Raw genomic sequence first — 26,750 nt, 5'->3', positions numbered from 1 at the left:
AGGAGCTGATCAAATCGATCAACGACCCAACGGCCGCCGGGTGGCGCGGATCAGGGCGAGCCGCTCCGGGAACTGCACCGGCGCCTGCACGCCGGCCGCCGCGAGCGCCCGGCCGGTCAACTCGACGCCACCGGCCCACCAGCGCAGCGCGTCCGGGGTCGGCCCGGCCGGCCGGTCGCCGGGCGCGAGCGGCTCGACCCGGTAGAGCGCGTCCGGTTCCAGGCCGGGCAGCCGTACCGGCCCGGGCGGCGACGCCACCCCGGTCGCCATGGCCACCAGCGCGTACACGGCGTCCGAGCGGTCCGGGGCGACCACCCCGTGCACCCACAGCGCCGGATCCGGGTGGTCGGCCCGCACGACCGTCCCGCCGTGCAGCAGGCCGCGCAACTCTTTGTAGAGCCGGACCCACTCGGCGAGCCGCTCGCGGTCGGCCTCGGTGGCCGCGGTCAGGTCCCACTCGATGCCGAAGTGCCCGAACAGCGCCGTCCCGGCCCGGAAGTCGAGGGTGTGCACCCGCCCGGTGGTGTGCGAGACGGTCGGTCCCACGTGCGCGCCGATCATCTCGGGCGGCAGCAGCGTGCCGGTCCAGCGCTGGATGTGCTGCCGCTCGAGCGCGTCGTTGCAGTCGCTGGCCCAGACCCGGTCGGTGCGTTCGAGGATGCCGAGGTCGACCCGGGAGCCGCCGGAGGAGCACGACTCGATCTCCACCCCGGGGTGCCGGGCGCGCAGGTCGTCGAGCAGCGCGTACAGCCGGAGGGTCTGGACGTGGACGCCGGCCCGGCCGGTGGGCGAGTGCCCGGCGTCGATGAGGTCGCGGTTGTGGTCCCACTTGAGGTAGTCGATGTCGTACTCGGACAGCAGCGCGTCCAGCCGTTCGAGCAGGTAGTCGTAGGCCGCCGGGTGCCCGAGGTCGAGGACCTGCTGGTGGCGGGCCGCGGGCGGCATCCGGCCGCCGGTCGACAGGATCCAGTCGGGGTGGGCCCGGGCCAGGTCCGAGTCGGGGTTGACCATCTCGGGCTCGACCCAGAGGCCGAACTCGAGGCCGAGCCCGCGGACGTGGTCGACCAGCGGGTGCAGGCCCTTGGGCCAGACCGTCTCGTCGACGTACCAGTCGCCGAGCCCGGCGTGGTCGTCGCGGCGGTGCCGGAACCAGCCGTCGTCCAGGACGAACCGCTCGGCGCCGACCCGGGCGGCGACGTCGGCCAGCGCGGTGAGCCGGGCCAGGTCGTGGTCGAAGTAGACCGCCTCCCAGGTGTTGACGATCACCGGGCGGGGCGATCGGGGATGCCGGGGCCGGGCCCGCAGGTGCCGGTGGAAGCGCCCGGACAGCTCGTCCAGCCCCCGGCCGTACGAGCCATAGAGCCAGGGGCTGCCGTACGACTCACCCGGCGCCAACCGCACCTCGCCGGCCAGCGGCAGCTCTCCCCCGCCGAGCAGGGAGACCCCGGTCGGCGTCCGCTCGGCCAGCGTCCGGTGGTTGCCGCTCCAGGCCACGTGGATGCCCCACACCTCGCCGGCGCCGAAGCCGAACCCCGCGGCGCCGGCGGCCAGCACGATCGAGGCGTCGGCGCCGGTCCGCCCGCGCCGGTTCTCCCGCAACCGCGTCCCGAGGGTGAAGGGCTGCCGCTGGGGGATGCGTTCGCGCAGGTGCCGCCCGGTGAAGTCGAGCAGCTCGGTGGCCTCGGCCGGCACCGGCAGGGTGGGCAGCAGGCCGTCGACCGTGAAGACCGACGCCGGGTCCGCATTGGTCAGCGTCGCCCGCTGCCGCACCAGGCCGGCGTCGGTCAGCTCCAGCCCCAGCCGCAGCGCGAGCCCGGCCGCGGCGTCCCGCGCGGCGACGGTCAGGCGCCGGCCGTCCTCCTCGAGGCCGGTCACCACGAAAGCGGTGGAGAATGCGGTGCCTTCGCGGTGGCCGGCCAGTCCGGGGGTGCCGACCCAGCCGGCCGACTGCTCCGGCAGCACGCTGACCGGGACGACCTCGTCGAGGCCGTTGCTGGCCCGCTGCGGCACCCCGGCGAGCGCCAGATCCGCCAAGGACACGTCCCCGAGGTCGGCGCCCCAGTGCACGACGCGGGGCAGGAGGGTCCCGGAGCAGTCGAGCACGAGGCTGACCCCGCCGGCGCGCCAGTGCAGCATCATTGGGCGACCTCGAACAGCTTGTTGAGCTGGTCGTTGAGCGTGGTCAGCGAGGAGACCGGAGCGCTGCCGATGTAGACGGCGTCCATCCGCGGGTTCATCAGCGCGGTGATGTCGGCGGCGTTGGTGGTCACCGGGAAGAGGAACGTGGTCTTCTCCTTGACCTGGTCGGTGAACGGCGTGACGTCGAGCTTGCGCTGGTCGCGGTTGTAGGCGACGGCCAGCTGGGTGCCCTCGGGCCGGGCCGGGAAGACCACGCCGGAGTGGCCGATGATGTCCTGGCACTGGGCGCCGGAGAGGAACTTGACCCACTTGGCGGCGTTCTCCGGCTGCTTGGAGAGGGTGGTGATCGAGTCGGCCAGGCCGTTGAACATCGACGCCCGCTTGCCGGTCGGGCCGATCGGGGTGGGCGCGATGCCGATGTCGAGCTTCTTGCCGGCCGCGTCGGTGAGCTTGGTGAACGTGGAGATCATCCAGGAGCCGCTGAGCCCCATCGCCGCGATTCCGGACTGGATCTCCTTGTCCGGGCCGATCGGGTTGGCACCGCCGATCTGCTCGTACGACGGCATGAAGCCCTTGCGGACCAGGCCGAAGTACCAGCTCAGGGTCGTCTGGAAGGCGGGCTGGTCGAGGTTGAAGTGGGTGCCCCACGGGTTCTTGTCGGTGACCGACCAACCGGCGCTGCCGGTGAACGCCGACCACTGGGTCTGGCCCCAGCCGCCGCCCCCGGAGCCGTCCGAGCCGAGGCCGTACTGCTTGACGTGGTTCTTGTCGAAGCCCGGCTGGTCGCCGCGGACACCCTTGTCGTCGATCGTGAGGTGGGCGACGAGCTTCTCGAAGGTGCCGCCGTCCCGCGGGTTCCAGCTCAGGTTGCCGAGCTGGGCCGGGTCGACGCCGGCCGCGGTGAGCGCCGCCTTGTTGTAGAAGATCGCGATGGTGTCCCAGTCCTTGGGGGTGCCGTACCGGTGGCCGTCCTTGCCCTTCCACAGCTCGGCCAGGCCCTGCTGGTAGTCGCCGTCCTGGACGTCGCTGGTCGGGCCGAGCTCGTCCAGCGGGCGCAGCACCTTCAGGTCGACGAACTGGGCGAACTTGGCGAGGTGGTCGGTGAAGACGTCGGGGGCGGTGTCGGCGATGAAGCCGGCGGTCAGCTTGGACCAGTAGACGTCCCAGCCGTACTGCGAGATGTGCACCTTCAAGCCCGGGTTCTGCGCGGCGAACGCGTCCGCGCACTTCTGGTAGCCCGGCTGCTGCCCGGAGTCCCACAGCCAGTACTCGATGGTGCCGTTGCCGCCCGGCCCGGTGGCGGCGTCCGCGCCACCCCACCCGCACCCGGCGAGCAGCGTGGCGGCGGACAGGGCCGCGAGAAGTCGTCTCATTTGATCCCACTGAATCCGATCGAGTTGACGATCCGCTTGGCGAAGAAGCAGAACAGGACGAGCATCGGCAGGGCCGCCACCAGGGTCGCGGCCATCAGCCCGGACCAGTCCGGGCCGGTCTGCGGCGTCTGCGACTTGAAGACGCCCAGCGCGACCGTGAGCACCCGGGAGCGGTCGGTGTAACTGACCATCAGCGGCCAGAAGTAGTCGTTCCACGAGGTGATGTAGGTCAGGATCGCCAGGGTGGCGAGCGGCGCCGAGGACATCGGCAGGATCAGCCGGAAGAAGACCCGCACCTTGCTGGCCCCCTCGACCAGCGCCGCCTCCTCGACCTCGCGGGAGATGCCGAGGAAGAACTGGCGCAGGAAGAACACCGCGAACGGGGTCATCAGCATGGTCGGCAGCGCGATCCCGAACAGCGTGTCGACCAGCCCGAGCTGCTTGATCAGCACGAAGTTCGGCAGCAGCGTGAAGATCGTCGGGATCATCAGGCCGCCGAGGAAGAACCGGAAGACCGTCTCCCGGTGCCGCCACTGCAGGCGGGCGAACGCGTACGCGGCCATCGCGGAGAAGAACACCTGGCCGCCGGTCACCAGCGAGGACACGATGACCGAGTTCAGCAGGTAGTGCCAGAACTGGATCGGCTGCCCGGCGCCGCCGGCGTCGATCGCCGCCTGCCCGGTCTGCAGGCCGAAGACCCGCTCGAAGCCGCCCCAGGAGAACTGCACCGGCAGCAGGCTGTCCGACCCGGCGTACAGGGCGTTGTTGCTGGACAGGGCCGTCCGCAGCATCCAATAGAACGGGAACAGCGACAGGAGAATCACCAAGATCATAAAAGCCCAGGCGGCCGTACGCCCGAAGCCGAACCGGCGCTTCGCAACGACCGGCACCGCGGCTGTGGTGGTGGCCATCGTCTCCTCCTCACGCCAGATCCGACGACTCGGCCCGGGTGAGCCGGTACTGCACGAAGGTGATCACGACCAGGATGACCAGCAGGGCGACCGACATCGCCGAGGCGTAGCCGAACTGGAAGCGGCCGAACGCCATGTCGTAGATGTAGTACTGCAGCACCCGGGACGAGTCGACCGGCCCGCCGCGGGTGGTGACCGCGACGGTGTCGAAGACCTGGAACGACCCGACCACCGTGATGATCAGCACGAGCGCCATGATCGGCCGCAGCAGCGGCACCGTGATCCGCCGGAACATGGTTATCTCGCTCGCGCCGTCGACCCGGGCCGCCTCGTACATGGTCTCGGGAATGGTCTGCAGCCCCGCGAAGATCAGCAGGGCCGTGTAGCCGACGTGCCGCCAGACGTTGATCAGGGCGATCGTGGGGATGACCCAGGTGCTGTCGCTCAGGAACGCGATCCGGTCCAGCCCGAGCCAGGAGATGACGTGGTTCCCGATGCCGAGCTGGTAGTCGAGGATCCACAGGAAGACCAGGGCGGCCACCACGTTGGAGACCAGGTACGGGGTCAGCACGATCCCGCGCAGCCAGGTGCGCTTGGTGAGCCGCTGCATCATCACGGCGATCACCAGCGCCACCGCGGTCTGCACCGCGATGTTGACCACGACGTAGTAGACGGTCACCTTGAGCGCGTTCCAGAAGACCGGGTCCTGCACCATCCGGACGTAGTTGTCCAGACCGGTCCACTTCGGCGGGGTGAGCAGGTTGAATTTGGTGAAGCTCAGATAGATGCCGCGCAGGGTCGGCCACACCATGAAGACCAGAAACCCGATCAGGGCCGGGGCGATGAACAGGATGGCCAGCCGGGTGTCGTCGTGGCGCTTCGCCGAGGCCCGGCGGGTGGGGGTGGCGCGAGCGACGGGGTGGAGGTGCTGATTGCCATCAATGCCTCCTTATTTTCAATCTGATTGAAAATAAGGCGAGGAGCCGGGTGTGACAAGCGTCACTCGTAGACTGGTGCACATGGTGATGACCGGCAGGTCGGGGCGGCCTCGGCGAGGGCTGTCCGCCGCCGAGCTGGCGGTCACCCGGCACCTGCTCGTGCACGGCCCGGCCACCCGGCAGGACCTGGGCGATCACCTGAACATCTCGTACGCGTCGACCTCCCGCCTCGCCCGCGCCCTGGTCGACGGCGGCATGGCCTCCGAGGCCCTGGAGCCGGAGACGGCGATCGGCCGCCCCCGCCAGGTGCTGACCGCGGTGCCCGGCGCCCGGCACGTGGTGGGCTGCAAGCTCACCGGCGACACCGCGTTCGGCGTCGTCTGCGACATGTTCGGCGAGGTCAAGGCGACCGCCCGGGCGGCGCTGCCCGAGCCGGCCGAGGGCACGGTGCCACCGGCCGGCGCCGCCAAGGTCGTCGCCCAGCTGGCCGGCAAGCTCGCCCGGCGGGTGCCCACCCTGGACGGCATCGCCGTGTCCGTCGGCGGGGTGGTCGCCGATCGCACGATCGTGCGCGAGGGCACCTTCCTCGGCTGGCGCGACGTCGACCTCGCCACCCCGATCGAGCAGCGCACCGGCCTGCCGGTCATCGTCACCAACGACGTCGCCGCCCTGGCCCGTGAGCAGCTGTGGTTCGGCGCCGGCCGGACGCACTCCACCTTCGGCGTCGTCACCGTCGGCGCCGGCCTGGGCTTCGCCGCCGTCCGCGAGGGCATCGCCGCCGAGCAGCTCATCGACAACGGCCACCTGCTCGCGCACGCGCCGATCGACCCGCGCGGCCCGCGCTGCCGGCTCGGCCATCGCGGCTGCGTCTCGGCCTACCTCAACCGCGAGGACATGCGGGGCAGCGCGCCCGAGGGCGCCCCGGGCCCGGCCACCTCCGCGGGCCTGGCCGAGGCGGGCCGGGTCGCCTCCGCGGGCCTGGCCGAGGCGGGCCGGGTCGCCTCCGCGGGCCTGGCCGAGGCGGGCCCGGTCGCCTCCGCGGGCCTGGCCGAGGCGAGCCCGGTCACCTTCGCCGGCCTGGCCGAGGCGAGCCGGGCCGGCAACGAGCGGGCCGGCCGGCAGCTGACCGCCGCCGCCCGCGCCCTCGGCCACCTGGTCGCCACCGTCGCGGGCGCCCTGCAGACCACTTGCGTCGTGCTCGCCGGCGAGGACGTCGCCGCGCTCGCCGCCGCGCCCGCGATGCGGCAGACCATCGACGACCGGCTGCGCCCGGGACCGTACGAGGTCCAGCGCTGCGCCCTCGAGATCGTCACGACCCCGCTGACGTTCACCGACTGGGCCCGCGGCGCCGCCGTCGCCGGCATCCAGCACGTCCTCGGCGGCGTCTGACCGCCTGGCGGGCGGCGGCCTGGCGGGCGGCGGCCTGGCGGGCGGCGGCCTGGCGGGCGGGCCGCCGCCCGCCTGGCCCGGCGCGGGGCGCCATCCGCCGCGGGATGACACCTCGTATCTCGGGCAGGTCGCCGTCGAGGGCCAATTCGAACGCTTCCGGCGGACCGGTCAGAGCTTGCGGGCCACCAGGCCGTTGCAGGCGACGTCCTCAACCGCCGGTCGTGGCTGCGGCGCATCGTCGGCACGCCAGCGTGACACCGAGACCAGGCCCGGCTCGACCGGCGCCAGGCCCGGCGGGAGCAGGCCGAGCAACTCGGTGCCGTTGCGCGGGACGAAGCGGCCGTCGGCGTTGGCCGCGGTCAGCTTCTCGATCGACTCGGCCGACTGGTACTGCCAGGTGGCCTGCGTGATCGCCAGGTAGCTGCCCGGGGCCAGGGCGTCGGACAGGCGCTTGATCACACCCACGGCGTCCTCGTCGTCGCGGACGAAATGAATCACCGCGATGAGCAGCAGACCGACCGGGCGGGTCAGGTCGAGCGTCGCCGCGAGGTCGGGGTGGTTCAGGATCGACTCGGGATCGCGCAGGTCGGCGTCGAGGTACGCGGTCGCCCCGACCGGCCCGCTGGTCATCAGGGCGCGGGCGTGCGAGAGCACGAGCGGGTCGTTGTCCACGTAGACCACCCGTGCCGACGGCGTGATCGACTGGGCGACCTCGTGCGTGTTGCCCGGCGCCGGGATGCCCGTGCCGATGTCCAGGAACTGGTCGATCCCCTGCTCGGCCAGGAAACGGACGGCCCGTCCGAGGAACATCCGGTTCTCCAGCGCCATGAGCCGGATCCCGGGCATCGCGGCTTCGATCGCGTCGCCCGAGGCCCGGTCCGCGGCGAAGTTGTCCTTGCCGCCGAGCCAGTAGTTGTAGCGGCGAGCAGGGTGGGCGACGCTGCTGTCGAACTGCCCGGACGAACTCATGGCCGTGATCGTAATGGGTTCCCCTCGAACCCTCTCACCGCCGGCCCGCGAAAGCCGCGCGGCATCATGCTGCCCGGCCCGGCGTCGATCTCACTGTCCTCGGCCGAACACCGCGGCGGGCGGCGCCGGCGTTGCGAATGCCGAAAATCCATCCCGCCCTGACCACGTGTCAGGTCGGAAATCACCAAGCCGGACGGCGTCACCGACGCGGCCCGGCAGGCGGCGCAGGCCGCTTGTGCTTCGGTCCTGCCGTCCCGGGTCCGGGCAACGGCAACGGCGGGAATGGCGGCAACAACAAGGGTTAGCCGGCCGCGACGCATCCGGGTCGTGTCGTCGACGCGACTCCGGCCCCGCCTTGCCAACAGCTCTCAAGCGAGCCTCACGATCAGGTCGGCTGCCATGCACGGGCCGCGCTGCGGCCAGGGGTCTGGCGCCAGTGGGCAATCCCGACCAGTTCCGGGGCCGCGAACGGCTACTCCGCGATCACCCGGCCGAGCGGCGCCTGGCCCCCGACCACCCGACCATGCCACGACGCTGCGTAACGAGCGAATCGCGGCATGAGCGGAGGTCTCGCGCCGCCATTTGCTCTGCGCACCATGACGCACAGCTCTGCGCACCATGACGCACCACCCCCCGCCGCGCCATCCAGATCTGAAAGCGCGGACCAGCCGGGCAGCCAGAGAGGCGCAGAGACCCTTCATCGATGTTTCGCTCCACCGGAGAGTGCAGATTTTCCGTTAGCTCTGAACGCCGGGCCATCAAGATCGAGGTGGGGCGGCGAGCGATGCGTCGCGGTGTGCAGAGCAGGGCGTCGCGGTGTGCAGAGCAGGGCGTCGCGGTGTGCAGAGCAGTGCGTCGCGGTGCGCAGAGCAAAGTCGGGCAGCGAACGTGGGGCATCCGCTGATCGGCAAATCCTGAAGCGTACCGCCCAGGCGAGCGTCATCGTCGGCACTACCCGGCGTTACCGTGATCCCGGGTGGAGGTCGCGCACCTTCAGGGCTCGCGAACCCGTTAGACCGTCCGGACACCATTGATCCCCATGAGAATCGCCACTTGCTCGAGACGCTCTTTCCGGGACAAGGATACGTATCGGGTCCCGGGCGCCACGCTGCACGAGATTCGGCCGGGACGCGTGCGACTGTCTGAGAAACCTGCCAATCTCACCGGGCTGGACGGTGAGGCGGAGGGCTCGTCCAACGAAACGATCACGGTGACAACTGCCGCTGTTCGTCACACGGATGCCGCCTCGGTGACGGAGTCGGCGGGATCGAGGTGCAGCAGGTGGCGGGCCCGGTCGATGGCCGCCGGGGTGTCGGGGAAGACCAGGTCGTCCCGGCGCAGGCGGGCGGCGACCCCGAGCGCGGAGAGCACCTGCTGGTGGCTGGGATCGATGCCGGACAGCAGAACCGCGATGCCGCGCCGCTGGAGGCGGGTGATGGTGTCGTCGAGGATGTGGGCGCCGGTGGCGTCGATGGTCGAGACCCGTGACATGCGCAGGATCACCACGCGGACGTCGGCGACCTCGCTCAGCTCCAGCAGGAAGTCGTGGGCGGCCGCGAAGAACAGCGGGCCGTCCAGGCGGTACGCGACGATGTGCTGGTCGAGCAGGGCCTGCTCCTCGGCGTGCCGGTCGTCGCGGTCGATCGGCACGCGTTCGAGGCGGGCCGTGCGGGCGACCGCGCGCAGCGCCAGCACGACCGCGACGCCGATGCCGGCCGCCACCGCCGTCACCAGGTCGAAGAAGACCGTGACGCCGAAGGTGAGCACCAGGACGATCGCGTCGCGGCGGGTGGCTCGGATCAGGGCGAGCAGCGACGCGGCCTGGACCATCCGGACCGCGGTGGCGATCAGGACCCCGGCGAGCGCGGCCATCGGGATCCGGGACACCAGCGGTGCGGCCAGCAGCACCACGCCCGCCAGGGCGGCGGCGTGGGTGAAGGCGGCCAGCTTGGAGCGTGCGCCGGCGCGCACGCTGACCGCGGTGCGGGCGATCGCGGCCGTGCCGGGCACGCCGCCCAGGACGGGCGTCACCAGGTTCGCGATGCCCTGCCCGAACAGCTCCCGGTCGGGGTCGTGGCGCTCGTCGACGCTCATCGCGTCGGCGACCGTCGCGGACAGCAGGCTCTCCAACGCCGCCAGCGCGGCGACCGCGCCCGCCGCGGGCAGCAGCCCGGGCAGCGCCCGCCAGTCGAGGAAGGCCAGCGACGGCGCCGCGAAACCGGCCGGCAGCGCGCCGATCCGGGCCAGCGGCAGGCCCGTGGTCTCCGCCAGCACTGTCGCCACGAGGATGCCGAGCAGGGAGAACGGCACGACCGGCCGCCAGCGCGCCCCGAGCAGCATCAGCGCGGCGACGCCCGCGGCCACCAGGATCGGCGCCGGCCGCGGATGCCCGGCGAACCGGATCACCGCATCCGCCGCCACCGACCACACCTTGTCGCCGTGCGCGCCGGCGACTCCCAGCGCCGCGGGCACCTGCTGGAGGCCGATCACGACCGCGATGCCCGCGGTGAAGCCCTCGACCACCGGAACCGGCAGGTACCGCAGGTAGCGGCCGAGCCGGGCGAACGCCATCGCGACCAGCAGCAGACCGGCCAGCAGGCCGACCATCAGCACGCCGGTGCGCCCGAACCGGTGCACCACCGGGAGCAGCACCACGGTCATCGCGCCGGTCGGCCCGGAGACCTGCAGGTTCGACCCGCCGAAGATCGCCGCCAGGGCACCGGCCACCACCGCCGTGATCAGCCCGGCCTGGGCGCCCAGGCCGGAGGCGACACCGAAGGCCAGGGCCAGCGGCAGCGCCACGACCGCGACGGTCACCCCGGCCACCAGGTCGCGGCGTGGGGCATGCCGGAGCGCGTTCCAGTCCGAGCGCTGCGGCAACAGATCGCTTACCCGTCTCATCACAGTAATTTAGTATCTTTGTACTTGCAAAAATCTTCAAGTGACGCACGATGAGTCCGGCCCGGCGGCGTACGGGCCGCACATCCTCGGGCAATCGACCAAGACACGTTTCGTGATCGGAGGACGGCAGATGGCTGAGCTAGGGGTGGCGCTCAAGGAAGCGCTGCAGATCGACGGGGCGATCGCCGCGGCGGTCGTCGACCGGACCAGCGGCATGACCCTCGGCACGGCGGGCGGCGGCCAGGAGTTCGACCCGGTGGTCGCCGGCGCGGCCAACACCGAGGTGCTGGTGGCCAAGATGCGCACCATGGAACTGCTGGGCATCACCGAGAAGATCGAGGACGTCCTCGTCACCCTGGACACGCAGTACCACCTGCTCCGCCCGATTACCGGCCGGTCGGGCAAGGGCCTGTTCATCTATCTCGCGCTCCGCCGGGACCGGGCCAACCTGGCCATGGCCCGGCACCGGTTGCGGATCATCGAGCAGAACTTCGAGATCTAGGCGGCGACGAGGCCCAGGGCGGAGCCGGTCACGCCCGGGAAGACCGCCGAGGTGTCGGTCAGCCCGCAGCGCGTCCGCAGCACCTCGGCGATCACCGCGCGGTAGTCGGTGGTCACCGCGAGGTCGCCGTCGACGAGCCGGGACGCGGCGAGGCCCGGCCATTGCCCGTACACCCGACCGCCTTTGACGTTTCCGCCGAGCAGCAGCATGGCGTTGCCGTAGCCGTGGTCGAGCCCGCCGGAGCCGTTCTGCGCGACCCGCCGGCCGAACTCGCTGATCGTCACGAGGGTGACCTTGCGCATCCCGTCCGGGCCGAGGTCGGCGGCGAAGGCGGCCAGTGCGGTCGCGAGCGCGTTCAGGTGGTCGTAGAAGCGCTTGCCCGAGACGGCGGCGCCGAGGTCCTCGTGCATGTCCCAGTCGCCGCAGTCGAGCGTCGCCGTGCGCAGCCCGACGTCGGCCTTGACCAGCCGCGCCACGTCCTTGAGCGCGTTGCCGAGGTCGGTCGCCGGGTAGCTCGCGGCGGGCGCGTACCCGGCGGCCCGCAACTGCTTGGCCGTGCCGAGCGCGCCGAGCATCTGGCCGGTGTTGGTGGCCAGTGCGTCCGGCGCGCCCTGGTACAGCTTGGCCATCGTGGCGGCGAGCGGCCGCCCGTCCAGGTCGCCGTCGAGCTTGAAGCCGTCCACCGAGGACAGGCCGAGGTGCGGGGCGCCGCCGGCCAGCACCCGGGCGGGCCGGGCGCTGCCGACCGAGACGCCGCCGAACCCGGCCGGCGAGCCGAACCCGCCGAGCACCCGGTCGAGCCAGCCGGTGCGGATCGAGGTGCCCGGCGCGGCCCGCTCCAACTCCTCCATCGCCGCGAAATGCGACCGGTTCGGCGCCGGCTGCCCCGCGGCGTGCACCGCAGCGAACGTGCCGGCCTGCCAATACGGCAGCAGCGGGGCGAGCGCGGGGTGCAGGCCGAAGAAGCCGTCGCCGGCGAGCAACTGCCCTTGCGGTACGCCGATGGTCGGCCGCAGCGCGTAGTAGTCCGGGTCGGCCGCCGGCACGATCGCGGACAGTCCGTCGAACCCGCCGCGCAGCGAGAGCAGCACGAACACGTCCCGGCCGGCGGCCGGGCCGGCGGCGAAGGCGAAGCGGGTGTCGAGCAGCGTCGCGGTCAGGCCGGCCGCCGCGCCGGCGAGCAGGGTCCGGCGCTTGCACAGGATCTCGGTCAAGGTGTCGCTCCTCAGCGCAGCGCGAAGGTCGGGGAGTTGAGCAGCATGGCCATCAGGTACGGGAACATCCAGTCGATCGCCGGGTCCTTGGCCCCGACCGGGCTCGCCGTGGTCTTGCCGAAGAAGCCGGCCAGCGCCTCCCGCTGCGGGTCCGGCAGGGTCGTCTGCAACAGGCGGAGGGACGTGGCGTCGATCAGCGCGCCGTAGGTGGCCGGCGTCGGCGTCCCGGCGAACGCCGCGAGCAGCGACGGCGGCCGCACCAGGGTGGCCGGCCAGTAGCCGGCGCCCACGTTCAGGTGGGCGTTCCAGCGCACCAGTTGGCTCGCCGGCGAGACCCAGGCGGCCGCGACGTCGGGGTAGCCGTTGGGCGGGCCCCAGGCCAGCGGCGCCTGACCGGCGTTCGCGCAGGTCCAGTAGAGCGACTCGATCGCCTTGGTGCCGGCGGGCTCGGGACCGTAGTCGAGCGTGCGCAGGGTGGCCACGATGTCCTCGTACGGCGTCCGGGTCTTCGCCCCGATCGACGCCGCGAACTCCGGCGACGCGAAGAGGGCGCGCAGCACCGGCGCGATCGCCGACCGGTTGTCCAGGTAGACCTTCATCAGGCTGGTGATCAGGCTGACCGGCGGGTCGTCCGCGACGAACCGGACGCAGAGCTTGGTGACGATCCGGCGGGCCGTCGACGGGTGCAGCGCCAGGTAGTCGAGCAGGGCGAGGACCGCCTGCTCGCCGCCGTCGGCGCTCGGGTTGGGGTGCGAGAAGCCGAGGACGGTCACCGCGCCGACCGCGTGCCGGGCCGGGTCGTATCGGTAGAGGCCGGTGGCGTTGTCGACGGTCAGGCCGGTGAGCAGGCGGGCGGCGTCGCGCACGTCGGATTCCCCGTACGGTATCCCGACGGTGTGCAGTTCGAGCAGCTCACGGCCGTAGTTCTCGTTCGGGGCGGCCTTGGTCGACGACCGGTTGTCGAGGTAGGTGAGCATCGCCGGGTGCCGGACGACGGCCTTCAAAAGATCCGAAAAACTTCCCAGCGCGTACGTACGGAGCACGGCCGCGTCGTAGTCGGCGCGGCTGTCCCAGGTGTCGCCGTCCGGGCAGATCACGTTGAAGTGGTTCGACCAGAACTCGGTCATCACCTCGAGCAGTTGCCGCTTGCTCCAGACCGCGCGGGCGAAGGTGGCGAAGCTGACCTGCCAGACCGGTGTCCAGTCGTACACCTTGAGGGTCTTGGCCGCCGCGGCGGCGCGGATCGCCGGAATCGTCGCCGTGCACCACGGGAACCGCGCCACCAGGTCGTCCGCGACGGGGTCGTCGATCGACGCCGGGTCGAGCTGGGCGTCCAGCCACGCCGCCGCGCCGAGCCGGCGGATCTCGGCGACGGCGGCGGGCCTCGGGCCGTAGGTGGCCCGCCGCAGCAGATGCAGGAGGGGGTCCGGGGAGAGGAGGTCGGCGGCGGTCATGCCCGGTCCATCGGCAAAGATGTGTCTGATCTTTTGGCCTTCGCCGGAGGCGCAACCCAGGTGCTCCCGTCGGGGAGCGGCTCAGGCGTCCGGCGCGGCGTGCACCAGCTCCCCGGAGACCCAGGTCAGCGCCACCTTGGTGGCGCCGATGGCGTCGGCCGGGCCGTCGAACGGGTCCCGGTCGAGGACGACGAGGTCGGCGACGTTGCCGGCGCGCAGGCTGCCGCTGTCGTCGCGGTGGTTCACGTACGCGGTGCCGGCGGTGTACGCGGCCAGCGCGGTCGCCAGGTCGAGCCGCTGATCGGGCAGGAACGCCGGGGCGGTCGAGCCGGGGACGGCCCGGTTGACCGCGACGTGCATGCCCTGGATCGGGTCGGCGTCGCTGACCGGCCAGTCGCTGCCGGCGGCGAGCGTCGCCCCCGTACGCAGAAGGTCGGCGAAGAGGTATTGCCGCTCGGCCCGCTCCGGGCCGAGGAACGGGATGGTCAGCTCGTCCATCTGCGGCTCGTGCGCCGCCCACAGCGGCTGGATGTTCGCGGTGGCGCCGAGCCGGCGGAAGCGGGGCAGGTCGTCGGGCTGGATCACCTGGAGGTGGGCCAGGTGGGGGCGGGTGTCCCGGAAGCCGTTGGCCCGCCGCGCCGCCTCGACCGCGTCGAGCGCCTCGCGGACCGCGCGGTCGCCCAGGGCGTGGAAGTGGACCTGGAAGTCGAGGCCGTCCAGCGCGGTGACGTACTCGGCGAGCGCGGCCGGATCGACGAAGCTGAGGCCGCGGTTCGCGGTCGCGCAGCCGCACTTGTCCAGGTACGGCTCGGTCATGGCGGCCGTGTGGTTCTCGGCGACGCCGTCCTGCATGATCTTGACGGTCGAGCAGGTGAGGCGGCCGGTGCTGAACCGCCGGCGGGCCTCGACGAGCCCGGCGATCTGCTCGGCGCCGCGGTCCCGCTCCCACCACAGGGCGCCGGTGACGGTGGCGGTGAGCGTGCCGTCGAGCGCGGCGGCCCGGTAGGCGTCGGCCGGGTTGGGGTGGCCCTGCTGGTCCCCGAGCAGCGCGTCCTGCCAGCCGGTGATGCCCAGCGAGTGCAGCAGCCGCTGCGCCCGGAGCAGGCCGTCGAGCCGCTCCTGGAACGTCGTCGGGGGGATGAGCCTGGCGACCAGCCCCATGGCACCCTCCTGCAGGCAGCCCACCGGTTCGCCGCCCGCGTCGCGGTTGATGACGCCGTCCGCCGGGTCGGGGGTGTCCCGGGTGAGGCCGGCCCGGCCGAGCGCCACCGTGTTGACCCAGGCGCCGTGATGGTCGCGGTTGGTGAGGTAGACCGGCCGGTCCGGCACGACCCGGTCCAGCAGGCCGCGGGTGGGTACGCCGCCGGGGAAGCTCTCCAGCGACCAGCCGCTGCCGGTGATCCAGCCCGCGCCGGGGTGCGACTCGGCGTACTCGCGGATCTTGGTCAGGGTTTCCTCGGGGCCGACGATCCCGGTCAGATCGCACTGGCCCATCTCGATGCCGCCGTACACCGCGTGCACGTGGGCGTCCTGGAAACCCGGCAGCAGCAGGCGCCCGCGGAGGTCGACCACCTCGGTCTTCGGCCCGCGCAGGTCGTCGAGGCCGTGGCCGACCGCGAGGATCCGGCCGTCGCGGACGGCGAGGGCGCGGGCCCGGGTCCGGGCGCCGTCGATGGTGAGCACGGGACCGCCGACGAAGAGCAGGTCTGCCAGAACGTCTGTCATGCCGCGATGAAACGGCAAATGAATGACGTTGTCAACAGCGTTCACTTCGAGCGGCCGCGGCCGCGCCCCGGGCGGCGACCGCGTCGAAGATCAATTCCAGCGCCAGCTCGAACTGGTCCTCCTGGTTGACCTCGGCGAGATGTCCGGCGACGTCCTGGATGTGCGGGAACCGGCCGGCCGGCAACACCAGGTACTCCCGGGTCCAGGCCAGGCCGTCGCGCTCCATGGCGTCGGTGTCGACCGCGCGGGAGGCGGCCAGGAACGCCGTCCAGGCCAGGGCGGTGTCGGCCAGCACCCGATAGATCCGGGCCGCCTCCCGCCCCCGCAGGCCGGCCTGCTCGACCGCACCGATCACCAGGTCGGCGGCCTGGAACTCGGCCTCGCGGCGCAGCGTGCGGGTGGCCACCAGGACCGCCACCCGGGGGTGGGCCTCGAACGACCGGCGGGTGGCCCGGCACAGCGTGAGCAGCCGGGTACGCCAGTCCGGCTCGTCGACGTCCACCTGGGAGATCGCGTCCTCGAGCAGCCGGGCGCCCAGCGCGAGCAGCAGGTCGTCCTTGTCCCGGAAGTGCCGCAGAACGGCGGTGGGCGCGACGCCGAGGGCCGAGCCCAGCCGCCGGAACGTCACCGCGTCCGGCCCCTCGGTCTCGGCGATCTCCAGGGCGACCGTGACGATCTCCTCCTGGCTCAGCGACCCTCGGGCCCGTGCGCGTCCTGTCCGTTCCATGCGGTCAGTTTCGCTCGAAACAGCGATGCGAACAAGTTTGTGAACACCGTTGACATTGTTGTTTCCGTCGGCATACGTTCCCCGGCAAGGGAACGAGGGGAGAGGTCGATGTCCGAGGTGTTCACCCGCCGCCGCGCCGCCGGCGGCCTCACCGGCCTCGCGGCCGCCATGGCGCTCGTGGCGTGCAGCGGCGCCCCGGCTCCGCAGCCCGCCGGATCGGCCGCCGCGTCGGCGCCGACCAGCGGGTTCACCGTGCTCAGCCCGGCACCGACCGCCGACGCGGGCGATCTGACCTGGGCGACCTACCGGGAGACCCAGACCCTCGACCCGATCAAGGCGTTCGACTACCCGGAGAACACGGTCGACCCGCTGCTCTGCGACGCGCTGCTGCGGCAGAAGCCGGACCTGACGATCGGCGACGGGCTGGCCAAGGTGACCACCACGTCGCCGACCCGGTTCGACTTCACGATCAACTCGGCCGCGACGTTCTGGGACGGCTCGCCGGTCACCGCCAAGGACGCGGTGTTCAGCCTGAAGCGGGCCGCCGACCCGGCCGCCGGCGGCTTCTACAGCGAGGACTTCACCCGGGTGTCGGCGATCGAGGCGACCGGCGACAAGACCTTCCGGATCACCCTGAAACAACCGGACTACTGGCTGCTCAGCGAGCTGTCGGCGGCCCCCGGCGAGATCCTGCAGCAGGCGTACGTGCAGGCGAAGGGCGAGAATTTCGGCACGGTCAGCGGCGGGACGATGTGCTCCGGGCCGTTCAAGCTGGACTCCTGGAAGACCGGGCAGGGCGTGAAGGTGGTGCCCAACCCGAGTTACTGGGACACGAGCCTGCCCAAGCCGCGGCTCAAGAGCCTGACCATCGCCGGCGTGCCGGACGACGCGAGCTTCACGGCCGGCGTCAAGACCGGGGCGCTGTCGGGCGGCTACGTGAACGCGCTCAGCACGCTGGGGCAGCTGGAGAGCGACCCGTCGGTGAAGGTCTATCAGGGCGCGCCGTCGGCCACGGCGGCCCTGGTCATCAGCGCCACCAAGGGCCCGCTCGCCGACCCGAAGGTCCGCCAGGCCATCTCGTACGGGATCGACCGGCAGGGCATCATCAGCACGGTCTACCGCGGGGCCGCCAACCTGCCGCACGCGATCGCCGCCTCCGGGACCTGGGGCTACGCGCCGGACACCTTCGCCCAGGCGTACGCCGACCTGCCCGAGCTGAGCCGGGACGCGGCCAAGTCGCAGGAGCTGGCCAAGCCGCTCGACCTGGCCGGGCAGAGCATCACGATCGGCACCTCCTCCGGGATCCCGTCGCTGCACACCCTGGCCCTGGCGGTGAAGGCGGCCGCCGAGGCGATCGGCCTCGAGGTCACGATGAAGAACGTCAGCCCGGCGAACTACGTCAACTTCTTCACCGACCCCAAGGCCTTCGGCTCGGTCGACGCGTTCCCGACGATGAACTACGGCGACTTCGCCGACCCGGCGGCGCTCTACCGCACCTTCGCCCTGGCCGGCGCCACGCAGAACTTCGACAGCTGGACGAACCCGGAGGTCACCCGCAGCCTCGAGGCCTCCCGCGGCGAGGCGAACCCGGTCAAGCGGGCCGAGGACGTGGTGGCCGCTCAGAAGATCATCACCGAGCAGCTGGTCTGGATCCCGCTCGCCGCGCCCAACACCGTGCTGGTCATGAACAAGGCGGTGACCGGCGCCCCGGCCACCTTCCAGTACATGGCCGGGCCGTGGGCGGTCACCCTCGGTGGAACCCGGTGACCCGGTTCCTGGCCCGGCGGACCGCGATGCTGGTCGCCACCATGCTGGTGGCCAGCTTCGCGATCTACGGCGCGCTGTACGTCTCGCCGGGCAGCCCGCTGTCCGCGCTGACCGGCAACCGGCCGCTGCCGCCCGAGGCCAAGGCCCAGCTCGAGGCCCGCTACCACCTGAACGAGCCGTTTCTGGTGCGCTACTGGCACTGGCTCGTCTCGGCCCTGCACGGCGATCTCGGCGAGTCCATCCCGCTGCACGAGAACGTCTCCACCCTGATCGGCCAGCGGGTCGGCGTGACCGCCGGCCTCGTCCTGCTCACCTCGGTGATCATCGTGATCGCCGGGGTCGGGCTCGGCATCCTCGGCGCGCTCGGGAAGGGGCTGGTCGACAACGGGGTGCTGCTGGCCTCGACGGTCTCGGCGGCGCTGCCCTCGTTCGCCGCGGCGGTCGTGCTGCAGTTCGTGGTGGCGGTCAAGCTGGGCTGGCTGCCCGCGCTGGGCACCGGCCACGGCTTCGCCGACTCGCTGCGGCACCTGCTGCTGCCGGCGCTCGCCCTGGCCGCGACGTCGGTCGCGCTGGTCACCCGGGTGACCCGGGCGGCCGTACGGGAGGAGACCGGCCGGGAGCACGTGCAGACCGCGGTCAGCCGGGGCCTGCCCTGGCCGTCGGTGGTCCGCCGGCACGTCCTGCGCAACGCGGCGATCCCGATCACCACGGTCGTCGGCATCACGATCGCCAGCCTGATCGCGCTGTCCGCCGTGGTGGAGACCGCGTTCGGGCTCAATGGCCTGGGCGCGTACCTGGTGCAGGCCGCGCAGAACAAGGACGTCGCCGTCGTCCAGGGCATCAGCCTCGTGCTCGTGCTCGCCTTCGTACTCACCAACATGCTGGTCGACATCGCGTACGCCGTGCTCGATCCGCGTCTCACGCTGGGAGGCCGAGCCGCATGAGCGTGCTGACCCTCGACATCGTCACCCGCCGGCGCCGCCGGTCGGGGCTCGGCGTGCTCGGCTGGACCAGCCTCGCCGTCGTCGCCGTCGCGGTGCTGCTGGCGATCGTCGGCCCGGTGCTGCGGCCGTTCGACCCCAACTTGGCCGACCTCTCGTTCGCCAACGTCGGCGCGTACGGCTCGCACGTCCTGGGTTTCGACGGGCAGGGACGCGACCTGCTCAGCCGCCTGATGGCCGGCGCCCGGACGACGCTGACCGGCGCGGCCTTCGTCGCCCTGGTCGCGATCGTCGCCGGCTCGCTGATCGCCGTGGTCACGGCCTGGTTCGGCGGGGTGGTCGACGCCTTCGCCGCCGCGGTCCTCGACGTGCTGTTCGCCTTCCCGGGCATCCTGCTGGCCGTCGTCGCCGCCGCGATCCTCGGGCCGGGGCTCCTCTCCGCCGGGCTCGCGCTCGCGGTCGCCTACATCCCGTACGTGACCCGCGTGTTGCGCGGCGCCGCGCTCAAGGAGCGGGCCATGACGTACGTCGCGGCCCTGGAAGTTCAGGGTTTCAGCGCCTGGCGGTTGTGCCTGCGGCATCTGCTGCCCAACATCTCCGCCCTGATCATCGCGCAGGGGACCATCATGTTCGGCTTCGCCATGGTGGATCTCGCGGCCATCTCGTTCCTCGGCCTCGGCGTGCAGTCGCCGCAGGCCGATTGGGGCGTCATGATCTCCGACGGTAAGTCCGGCCTGTTGCAGGGCTATCCGCTGGAGTCGCTGTCGGCGGCGGTCTGCATCGTGGCGGTCGTCTCCGCGGTCACCTTCCTCGGCGAACGCCTGGAAGCCCGGGCGAAGGAGTCCCGCCGATGAGCGCGCTGCTCGAGGTTTCCGACCTCACCGTACGGCTGCGGCTCGGCGACGAGCAGCGCGAGGTCATCACCGGCACCGCCTTCCAGATCGCCGCGGGCGAGGCGATGGGCCTGGTCGGCGAGTCGGGCTCCGGGAAGTCGATGACCGCCAAGGCGATCGCCCGGCTGCTGCCTCTCGGCGCCCGGGTGTCCGGCCGGGTCACCTTCGACGGCGCCGATGTGCTCGCCCTGCACGGGGCCGAGCTGCGCCGGCACCGCGCCCGGGTGGCGGTGGTCTTCCAGGACCCGCGGGCGCACATCAACCCGGTCCGGCGGATCGACGACTTCATGACCGAGTCCCTGCGCCTCCTCGACGACGTGCCCCGGGCCGAGGCGCGCCGCCGCGCGGCCGCTGCCCTGGAGGAGGTCGGCATCGACGACCCGGCGAAGCGGCTGCGCCAATTCCCGCACGAACTCTCCGGCGGCATGCTGCAACGCGTCATGATCGCCACGGCGCTGCTCTCCGAGCCGCGGCTGCTGCTCGCCGACGAGTGCACCACCGCCCTGGACGTCACCACCCAGGCCGAGGTGATGGCCATCCTCGACGATCTGCGCCGCGACCGCGGCCTGGCCATGCTGTTCATCACCCACGACCTGGAACTGGCCGGCGCGGTGTGCGACCGGACCACCGTCATGTACGCCGGGCAGATCGTGGAGACCCGCGGCTCGCAGCGGCTGCACGACGACCCGCTCCACCCGTACAGCGCCGCCCTCGTCCAGGCCCGGCCGAGCGTCACCGCCACCGCGCCCCGGTTGAACGCGATTCCCGGCCGGCCGGTCTCCGCCTTCGAGGCGCCCGGCGGCTGCCGGTTCGCGCCCCGCTGCCCGCATGCCGTGGACGCCTGCCGGTCGCACGATCAGCAGCTCACCGCGCTCGACGGGGGATGGGTGCGGTGTTCGTGGGCAGCCGAGCTGCGCGGTCGGCTCCTCGCCTCATCTCCGGCTTCGTCTTCGGGGGAGAACGCCAATGCCTGAAGATCCCATTCTTGCCGTACGCGGACTGCGCAAGCAGTTCGGCGCGCACGTGGCGGTCGACGACCTCTCGTTCGACCTGCACCGGGGCCGCTCGCTGGCCGTCGTCGGCGAATCCGGCAGCGGCAAGACCACCGTCGCCCGCATGATCGTCGGCCTGGAACGGCCCGCCGCCGGCACGATCGTCGCCTGCGGCCGCGACCGGAGCCGGCCCGCCCGCGGCGGCGCCGAGCGCAAGCGTCGCGGCCGCGAGGTCCAGATCGTCTTCCAGGACCCGTACGCGAGCCTCGACCCCCGCCAATCCGGCGCGGTCCTGGTCGACGAGGTGCTGCGGGTGCACCACGACCACGACGCAGCGACCCGCCGCCGGATCACCGGCGAGCTCGCCGACCTGGTCGGCCTCGACCAGCGCCAGATCAACGCCCTGCCCCGGGACCTGTCCGGCGGCCAGCGCCAGCGCCTCGCGATCGCCCGGGCGCTGGCCACCGACCCGCGGGTGCTCATCCTCGACGAGTCGGTGGCCGCGCTGGACGTGTCGATCCAGGCCCAGGTGCTGAACGTGCTGGCCGACATCCGGGACGAGCGCGGGATCAGCTACATCCTGATCAGCCACGATCTGGCCGTGGTACGCCAGCTCACGGACGACGCCGTGGTCATGCGCAAGGGGGCGGTGGTCGAGCACGGGCCCACCGGGCGGCTGCTCGACGACCCGCAGCACCCGTACACCCGGATGCTGCGGGCCAGCGTCCCCGGACCGGGCTGGAAACCGGCCCGCACGTTGCGCCCCGCCGCCCCGCCCTCGTCCTAGCCGGGCAGCGGCGCGGTGTGCTGGATGCGGACGGCGGCGAGCTCGCGCGGGTCCAGGCCGAGCAGGCGCAGGATGGTCGGCGCGATCTGGGTGGTCTCGACCGGCGCGTCGACCGTGCGCCGGCCTGCGCCCGGCCCGGACACCACGATCGGCACGTGCCGGTCGGCCGGCGCGTCACCGCCGTGCTCGGCGATCTTCGACTTCTTGGCGGTGTAGACCACGCCCGGCTGGGCGATGCCGATCAGGTCGGGCACCCGCGCGTCGCCCGCGGGGACGCCGATGAACGCGGCCGCCGCCGCCCCGGCGTACACCTTCGAAAGCCCGGACGAGGTGTACGGCTTGGCCGCCCCGGTGATGCCGTTGCCGGTGCCACTGTGGCCGAGCAGGAAGCTCCGCGCGAAGGCGGTCGCGGCCGGCGACCGGTCGGTCAGCCAGATCAGCATGGTGTCGTCGTCGACCGAGAACGCGACCAGGTTGCCCGAGTGTCCGGCCGCCTTCCACGCCGCGTTCAGCCCGTCGATGATCGCACCGTCGTCGATCCGGGTCAGCTGGGCCGGGTCGGTGGGGGACTGGCCGTGCTTGGCCGACACGATGACCGTGGTCCGGCCGGCCAGCCGCTGCTTGGCCAGCTCGGCGGTGAACCGGCCGACCTGGGCGTCGACGAAGTCGAGCGCCCCGGCGAGGACCGGCCCCGGCGTACGCCCGTCGGCCAGGTAGCCGCCGGCCTGCCCGTCCGAGGTGGGCAGCTTCTGCGCGGTCGAGACGCTCTGGAAGTTCATCCCGAACACCGCGGGCGTGCCCAGCTTGATCGAGCGACTGTGGTCGTACCCGTCGATCTGGTTGAGCACCGCCTGCACCTTGTACCCGTCGTACTGCTGGGTCAGCCGGTTGACCTTGGTCCAGTCGTCCCCCGCGGCGTCGGCGGTGCTGTTGATCTCCGGTGTGAACAGGTCCTGAATGCCCGCGCCGGACGGACCCTGCAACACGTCGTACGCCGGATGCTTGTCCGACCAGGCGGTCACCAGCCCATGCCGGCGGGCGACCTCGAAGACCGTGTTCACCTTGAGGTACTGGTGCGGGTAGACCGGCGTGCAGGTGGCCGGGTCGACCGGCAGCTGGGCCGGATCGAGCAACTCCTCGGGCGAGCCGGTCAGCGACAGGATCGAGCCCGGCAGCCCCGCCAGCCCCTGCCCGGCGTCCAGCCGCGACGAGTCCCGGTCGGCCGGCTCGGCATAGTCCACTTCGGCACCCGGCTGGACCCCGGCGCACTTGGTCGTCCCGGCCGGCAGCAATGCCGCGTTCCAGGTGTCGTCGTAGTAGACGCCGGTGGTCCGCGGGTCGCCGCCGGTGACCTGCGCCAGCATCCCCGGGAACGAATCGGATGGGTACGGCGTGGCCGCGTTGCGATACCTGGTGCCCGACGCGGTGAGCCGGGCCAGCGTCGACTGCGGATGGGTCCGGACGTACCAGTCGAGGTCCTGCTGGTGCAGACCGTCGATGGAGAGCAGCAACACGTGCGACGCGTTCGGCGGATGCGCCTTGCTGGGCGCGGCATCGGCCGGTGCGGCGGCCAGCAGACCCAGCACGGCGAGGCCGGCGACGGCGGGACGGATCATCTCGGGTTCCTTTCTCGTGATCCCCGAACCTGTGCCGCTTGTCTATGAGCCACAGATGAACGGCCGAGCCGCCGCTGGCATACGCGAGGTGACTTGAACATCGACGAACATCGCGCGTCTTCAGCGGCCCTTCAGCCCCGCTGTGCTGCCGGGCCATGACGCCGTACACGGGCAGTGCGCCGACTGTGGCCACTGACGGCGAATGGAGCGCTTGGTAGCGAGTGAACACTGAGCGTATGCGGCCTCCGATGACCTTCCAGATGTGGGAGACGCCAGACTCAGTTGCGGTGATCCGACGGTGCGTGGCGTGTGGGACCCGCTACGTGCTCCGAGTCCAGCCACTGGCCGGACTCGTCGAGGGCGAGGTAACCGGCCGGCCGTGCGTTCCGGCGCCCGAGGGTCAGGGCTACCCATGACCGCTTCGACGGGCTGCCGCACGTCCAGTGGCGGCGCGCCATCTGCCTCTACGGCAGCGACAGCGACTGGGACCCGAGCGACGGCATGTTCGGATTCCTGTCCCGGCTCTTTCAGTGGTACAGCCGTGCCGCCAACGGCATGCTGGACAACGCCGACCTCCCCTGGGATCCGCCCACCGCGTTCCCGAACACCGGCGACGCTTGCATCGTCGTGCGGACCGACGTGCCTGACTCCCTGACCGCGAGCGGGCGCGCGGAGTTGGGTGTGGCCGTCCTGGCCCAGGTCAACGACGAACGACGCGACGTCGTCGGCTGGCAGAAGGCAGCCGCTGACATCAGTCGGCTCAACCAGATGGGGGAGACGCCCGAACACCTTGCCCTGGTCATCGTGCTGCCTCGCCCGGTCGGCGTGGAGTATCCCGAAACCATTGATGACCTCCTGCGGACCCTGGACGCGCAGCGGCTTTCCCGAACCTACGCGCAGGACTTGCTGGACGAGATCATCGAGATCAATGCCGAGCGTGGCCGGGAGGCCGGAACGACGCCGCCGATCACGGTGCTCCTCGCGAGCCCGTCCACCCGGGCGGACGCGCCCCACCGGATCGCGCACCTCGCGGCTTGGCGAGCCGACACGGACGCGACCGTACGGTGGGAGCGGGTCTTCGATCAGCGTGGCCAGATCACGGTGCGCCGAGACCAGGACCGGCCGGCCGGTTGGCTCCTGGGCCGCAGGCTGCTGATCCTCGGCTGCGGCGCGCTGGGCGCGCCGGCCGCTGAGCTGTGCCTGCGCGCCGGCGCGGCCGAACTCCACCTCGTCGACAACGGCCTGGTGCATCCGGGCATCCTGGTACGCCAGCCGTACGACGAGCGCGACATCGGGCGCCGCAAGGCGGCGGCCCTGGCCGAAGGTTTGCGCGCGATCCGTCCCGATGCACGGATCACGGCGTATGCCGAAGATGCCCGGGACGTGCTGACCGGGTGCCGCGATTGGCACGGCGTCGACCTGATCATCGACGCGACCGCCAATCGAACGGTCGCAACCTGCTCGAACTTGTCCGGGGCGATCCTGCGCACGACCGGTCAGCGCTCATCACCCTGGCTGTGGGTCATCGGGCCGAGCGCGGCATTTCCACCGTATCGATGCCCGCGGCGAGCGGCGGGGGCACCGACGTGCTGCGCCGGATCGCCTTGCTCAGTGGCGACCCCCGCCTCGCCGACGTCGGCCGCGACTTCTTCCCGGACCCACCCCGTACGGACTGGTTCCAGCCCGAGTACGGATGCTCGTCACCGACGTTCCGCGGGTCTGCCACCGACGTGACCGCGTTGGCCGCCACCATGCTCGACGCCGGCCTCACCCGGCTACAGGAATATGAGTCCGAGCGGCCGACACCGCCGCTCGGGGCGTCCATCGTGCGAATGCCGGGCACCGAGCCGCCAGTCGGCCACGTGGAGCACTTGCACTGGCTCAGCGACTACGTCGTGGCCGATCGGGGCGGCGCCTACCAGGTACGTATCGATCCCGCGGCGCTGGACGCGATGCGGGAACTGGCCCTCTGGATCGCCCGCCGACGCGACGGGCGGACCGAGACGGGCGGACCGCTTTACGGTCAGTTCGACCACGCGGCCCGCATCGTCTGGGTGACGAGCGTCGGCGGGCCGCCCCCGGACAGCGAGACGTCCCCGGGAGGTTTCGTGCTCGGTACCTCGGGGCTGGCCGACGCCGTCCGCGAGTACCGCCGGTCCAGCGCCGATACGCTCACCTTCAGCGGAGCCTGGCACACCCACCCGTTCGGTCCGCCGAGGCTCAGCAAGACCGACCACGAGGCCGCTCGGAGACTGCTGTATGACGGCGAACGACCATCGCCCCACTGCTTGGGTGCTGGTCATCGGCGGCGCGGATGGGCAGTGGGCGGACTGGCTGGCCGGCGGCCACCTCACCCCGGACATCGCCGCACACGTCTTCGACCGCGCCGGCCTCGCCAGGGAGGCCTGACCAGCCGTGCTGAGCAGGACCGCCGACGACCGCAGGTACCGCTACGCTTCCGGCCGTGACTCGAACCTCGCCGGCGCGGCCGCTGGATCTCAAGGCTTTGTTCCCGGGCATTGGCGCGTTTGCGAGGACGGCGACGCGGCTGCATCCGCGGCCGGGGGAGCCCGGGCCGTTCGACAGTCACGTCGGCGGGCCGCTGCTCTGGCCCGCCGATGAGCCGTGGCCCAGCTGCGACCAGCCGCACAGCGTGGAAACCCGGACACCGGTCCCGCCCGAACTCGCCGGGCGGCTGCGGAACCCCACCGCTCAGGTGATGAGGGCGCTGCATGCGGCGGCGCCGGGGTTCTGCGGCGTCAGCACCACGGAGGAGGGCACCTTCCTGCTCGCGCGCACGATGGCGGAGCAGCCCGGCCCGCTGGTGCCGGTCGCCCAGCTACGCGCCGCGGATGTGCCGGATCTGCGGTGCCCACCGGGCACCGACATGCTCCAGGTGCTGTGGTGTCCGAACGTGCACTATGTCGGGGCGGACTATGCCGGGCCGGCGATCCAGCTGCGCTGGCGGGCGGCGGCTGACGTCCTCGACGTGTTGCCCACCCCGCCGCCGGTTGCCGTGAGCGAGGAGGACTTCCGGCCGCGCCGCTGCGTGCTGCATCCCGAGCAGGTGGTCGAGTATCCCTGGTGGCAGGAGCTCCCCGAGGACCTCGGGGCGCAGGTCGAGGCCTTCGAGGACAGCCGGCAATTCGGTGCGGAGTCGTATTCCTCGGTGTCGCAGGCGCCGGGGTGGAAGGTCGGCGGATACGCGCAGTGGGGTGCGAGCGACCTCGACCCGATGCTCTGCGCCGGCTGCCACGCGCCGACAGACCTGCTCCTGACGATCGGCGAGACCGAGGGGCGGCCGGGGGCCTGGCTACCGGTCGAGGACGCCCACCTCGAGCCGTCGCGCATCAACCCCGAATGGCTGGCCGCCACCGAACCCACCGGCGTGCACACCGCCCGCAACTACGGGCTGCGCATCTTCATGTGCCGGGCCTGCCCCGGCGGGCCGATTCGGCTGAACAGTCAATGAGCGGTCGAGGGAGCTTGGCGGGTCGGTTGACGAAGGGGCC

At 72.0% G+C, this 26,750-nt stretch carries 21 protein-coding genes and 1 pseudogene; 11 read left to right on the top strand and 11 right to left on the bottom strand.

What is annotated here, in order from left to right:
- Positions 1-18: 18 nt before the first annotated feature.
- Genes IH26_RS0115115 through IH26_RS0115100 form a run of 4 tightly spaced genes read right to left on the bottom strand, consistent with a single transcriptional unit; the run spans position 19 to position 5,234 of the window.
- Positions 19-2,139: an alpha-galactosidase gene (locus IH26_RS0115115; RefSeq protein ID WP_030436820.1), complete on the bottom strand. Its 2,121-nt coding sequence runs from the start codon at positions 2,137-2,139 to the stop codon at positions 19-21.
- Positions 2,136-3,512: an ABC transporter substrate-binding protein gene (locus tag IH26_RS0115110; protein WP_030436819.1), complete on the bottom strand. Its 1,377-nt coding sequence runs from the start codon at positions 3,510-3,512 to the stop codon at positions 2,136-2,138. Before IH26_RS0115110 ends, IH26_RS0115115 begins: the two co-directional genes overlap by 4 nt.
- Complete coding sequence (locus IH26_RS0115105; RefSeq protein ID WP_030436818.1) at positions 3,509-4,423, bottom strand: carbohydrate ABC transporter permease; 915 nt, start codon at positions 4,421-4,423, stop codon at positions 3,509-3,511. Before IH26_RS0115105 ends, IH26_RS0115110 begins: the two co-directional genes overlap by 4 nt.
- A 10-nt stretch (positions 4,424-4,433) precedes the next feature.
- On the bottom strand, positions 4,434-5,234 hold the full coding sequence (locus IH26_RS0115100) for a carbohydrate ABC transporter permease (protein ID WP_157437201.1): 801 nt from the start codon (positions 5,232-5,234) through the stop codon (positions 4,434-4,436).
- A 208-nt stretch (positions 5,235-5,442) separates the two neighbouring features.
- On the opposite strand from IH26_RS0115100, the gene IH26_RS53560 reads away from it, so the two are divergent.
- A complete protein-coding gene (locus IH26_RS53560; RefSeq protein ID WP_157437200.1) occupies positions 5,443-6,750 on the top strand; it encodes an ROK family transcriptional regulator in 1,308 nt (435 codons plus the stop codon).
- Positions 6,751-6,918: 168 nt separating this feature from the next.
- Here IH26_RS53560 and IH26_RS0115090 read toward each other — a convergent pair whose 3' ends face one another.
- Together IH26_RS0115090 and IH26_RS0115085 are read right to left on the bottom strand one after the other, a co-directional pair.
- Positions 6,919-7,719, bottom strand: a complete 801-nt coding sequence (locus IH26_RS0115090; RefSeq protein WP_030436815.1) for an SAM-dependent methyltransferase — start codon at positions 7,717-7,719, stop codon at positions 6,919-6,921.
- A gap of 1,230 nt (positions 7,720-8,949) precedes the next feature.
- On the bottom strand, positions 8,950-10,620 hold the full coding sequence (locus tag IH26_RS0115085) for a SulP family inorganic anion transporter (protein ID WP_051808127.1): 1,671 nt from the start codon (positions 10,618-10,620) through the stop codon (positions 8,950-8,952).
- Between the two features lie 130 nt (positions 10,621-10,750).
- On the opposite strand from IH26_RS0115085, the gene IH26_RS0115080 reads away from it, so the two are divergent.
- On the top strand, positions 10,751-11,122 hold the full coding sequence (locus IH26_RS0115080) for a hypothetical protein (protein WP_030436813.1): 372 nt from the start codon (positions 10,751-10,753) through the stop codon (positions 11,120-11,122).
- Here the strand turns inward: IH26_RS0115080 and IH26_RS0115075 are convergent.
- The 4 genes from IH26_RS0115075 to IH26_RS0115060 all read right to left on the bottom strand — a co-directional run bounded on the left by IH26_RS0115075 (position 11,119) and on the right by IH26_RS0115060 (position 16,242).
- The gene (locus tag IH26_RS0115075) at positions 11,119-12,336 is read right to left on the bottom strand and encodes a DUF1501 domain-containing protein (protein ID WP_030436812.1); all 1,218 of its coding nucleotides are present in this window, start codon (positions 12,334-12,336) and stop codon (positions 11,119-11,121) included. The two genes, IH26_RS0115080 and IH26_RS0115075, sit on opposite strands and share 4 nt — an antisense overlap.
- Positions 12,337-12,347: 11 nt before the next feature.
- Positions 12,348-13,790 (bottom strand): DUF1800 domain-containing protein, encoded by a 1,443-nt coding sequence (locus IH26_RS0115070; protein WP_030436811.1) that lies wholly within the window; start codon positions 13,788-13,790, stop codon positions 12,348-12,350.
- Between the two features lie 81 nt (positions 13,791-13,871).
- The gene (locus IH26_RS0115065) at positions 13,872-15,515 is read right to left on the bottom strand and encodes an amidohydrolase (protein ID WP_030436810.1); all 1,644 of its coding nucleotides are present in this window, start codon (positions 15,513-15,515) and stop codon (positions 13,872-13,874) included.
- Positions 15,516-15,546: 31 nt separating this feature from the next.
- Positions 15,547-16,242 carry a TetR/AcrR family transcriptional regulator gene (locus IH26_RS0115060; protein WP_034215215.1) on the bottom strand — a complete coding sequence of 232 codons (696 nt, stop codon included), beginning with the start codon at positions 16,240-16,242 and terminating at the stop codon, positions 15,547-15,549.
- A gap of 108 nt (positions 16,243-16,350) precedes the next feature.
- Between IH26_RS0115060 and IH26_RS0115055 the strand changes: the two genes are divergently transcribed.
- The 5 genes from IH26_RS0115055 to IH26_RS0115035 are packed head-to-tail and all read left to right on the top strand — an operon-like array spanning position 16,351 to position 21,622.
- Positions 16,351-18,009, top strand: a complete 1,659-nt coding sequence (locus IH26_RS0115055) for an ABC transporter substrate-binding protein (RefSeq protein ID WP_030436808.1) — start codon at positions 16,351-16,353, stop codon at positions 18,007-18,009.
- Positions 18,006-18,953, top strand: coding sequence for an ABC transporter permease (locus tag IH26_RS0115050; RefSeq protein ID WP_030436807.1), 948 nt, complete (start codon positions 18,006-18,008; stop codon positions 18,951-18,953). Before IH26_RS0115055 ends, IH26_RS0115050 begins: the two co-directional genes overlap by 4 nt.
- Positions 18,950-19,804 (top strand): ABC transporter permease, encoded by an 855-nt coding sequence (locus IH26_RS0115045; protein ID WP_034215211.1) that lies wholly within the window; start codon positions 18,950-18,952, stop codon positions 19,802-19,804. The genes IH26_RS0115050 and IH26_RS0115045 overlap by 4 nt, the downstream gene beginning before the upstream one ends.
- A complete protein-coding gene (locus tag IH26_RS0115040; RefSeq protein ID WP_051808125.1) occupies positions 19,801-20,817 on the top strand; it encodes an ABC transporter ATP-binding protein in 1,017 nt (338 codons plus the stop codon). The genes IH26_RS0115045 and IH26_RS0115040 overlap by 4 nt, the downstream gene beginning before the upstream one ends.
- Complete coding sequence (locus tag IH26_RS0115035) at positions 20,810-21,622, top strand: ABC transporter ATP-binding protein (RefSeq protein WP_030436804.1); 813 nt, start codon at positions 20,810-20,812, stop codon at positions 21,620-21,622. The genes IH26_RS0115040 and IH26_RS0115035 overlap by 8 nt, the downstream gene beginning before the upstream one ends.
- Here IH26_RS0115035 and IH26_RS0115030 read toward each other — a convergent pair.
- A complete protein-coding gene (locus tag IH26_RS0115030; protein ID WP_030436803.1) occupies positions 21,619-23,238 on the bottom strand; it encodes an alkaline phosphatase family protein in 1,620 nt (539 codons plus the stop codon). The two genes, IH26_RS0115035 and IH26_RS0115030, sit on opposite strands and share 4 nt — an antisense overlap.
- A 402-nt stretch (positions 23,239-23,640) precedes the next feature.
- Here IH26_RS0115030 and IH26_RS63890 point away from each other — a divergent pair.
- From IH26_RS63890 to IH26_RS0115010, 4 genes and pseudogenes are all read left to right on the top strand, one after another.
- Positions 23,641-23,835: pseudogene (locus tag IH26_RS63890) on the top strand (hypothetical protein); the annotation flags it as partial.
- Positions 23,836-24,006: 171 nt separating this feature from the next.
- Positions 24,007-24,972 carry a HesA/MoeB/ThiF family protein gene (locus tag IH26_RS0115025; RefSeq protein WP_281179738.1) on the top strand — a complete coding sequence of 322 codons (966 nt, stop codon included), beginning with the start codon at positions 24,007-24,009 and terminating at the stop codon, positions 24,970-24,972.
- Between the two features lie 525 nt (positions 24,973-25,497).
- Positions 25,498-25,647 (top strand): hypothetical protein, encoded by a 150-nt coding sequence (locus tag IH26_RS62830; protein WP_245665200.1) that lies wholly within the window; start codon positions 25,498-25,500, stop codon positions 25,645-25,647.
- Positions 25,648-25,702: 55 nt separating this feature from the next.
- Complete coding sequence (locus IH26_RS0115010; RefSeq protein WP_030436800.1) at positions 25,703-26,710, top strand: YwqG family protein; 1,008 nt, start codon at positions 25,703-25,705, stop codon at positions 26,708-26,710.
- Positions 26,711-26,750 lie beyond the last annotated feature (40 nt).

This window comes from Actinoplanes subtropicus (assembly GCF_000721705.1).
Taxonomy (GTDB): Bacteria; Actinomycetota; Actinomycetes; order Mycobacteriales; family Micromonosporaceae; genus Actinoplanes; species Actinoplanes subtropicus.
This window is presented reverse-complemented; position numbering and strand designations above follow the sequence as displayed.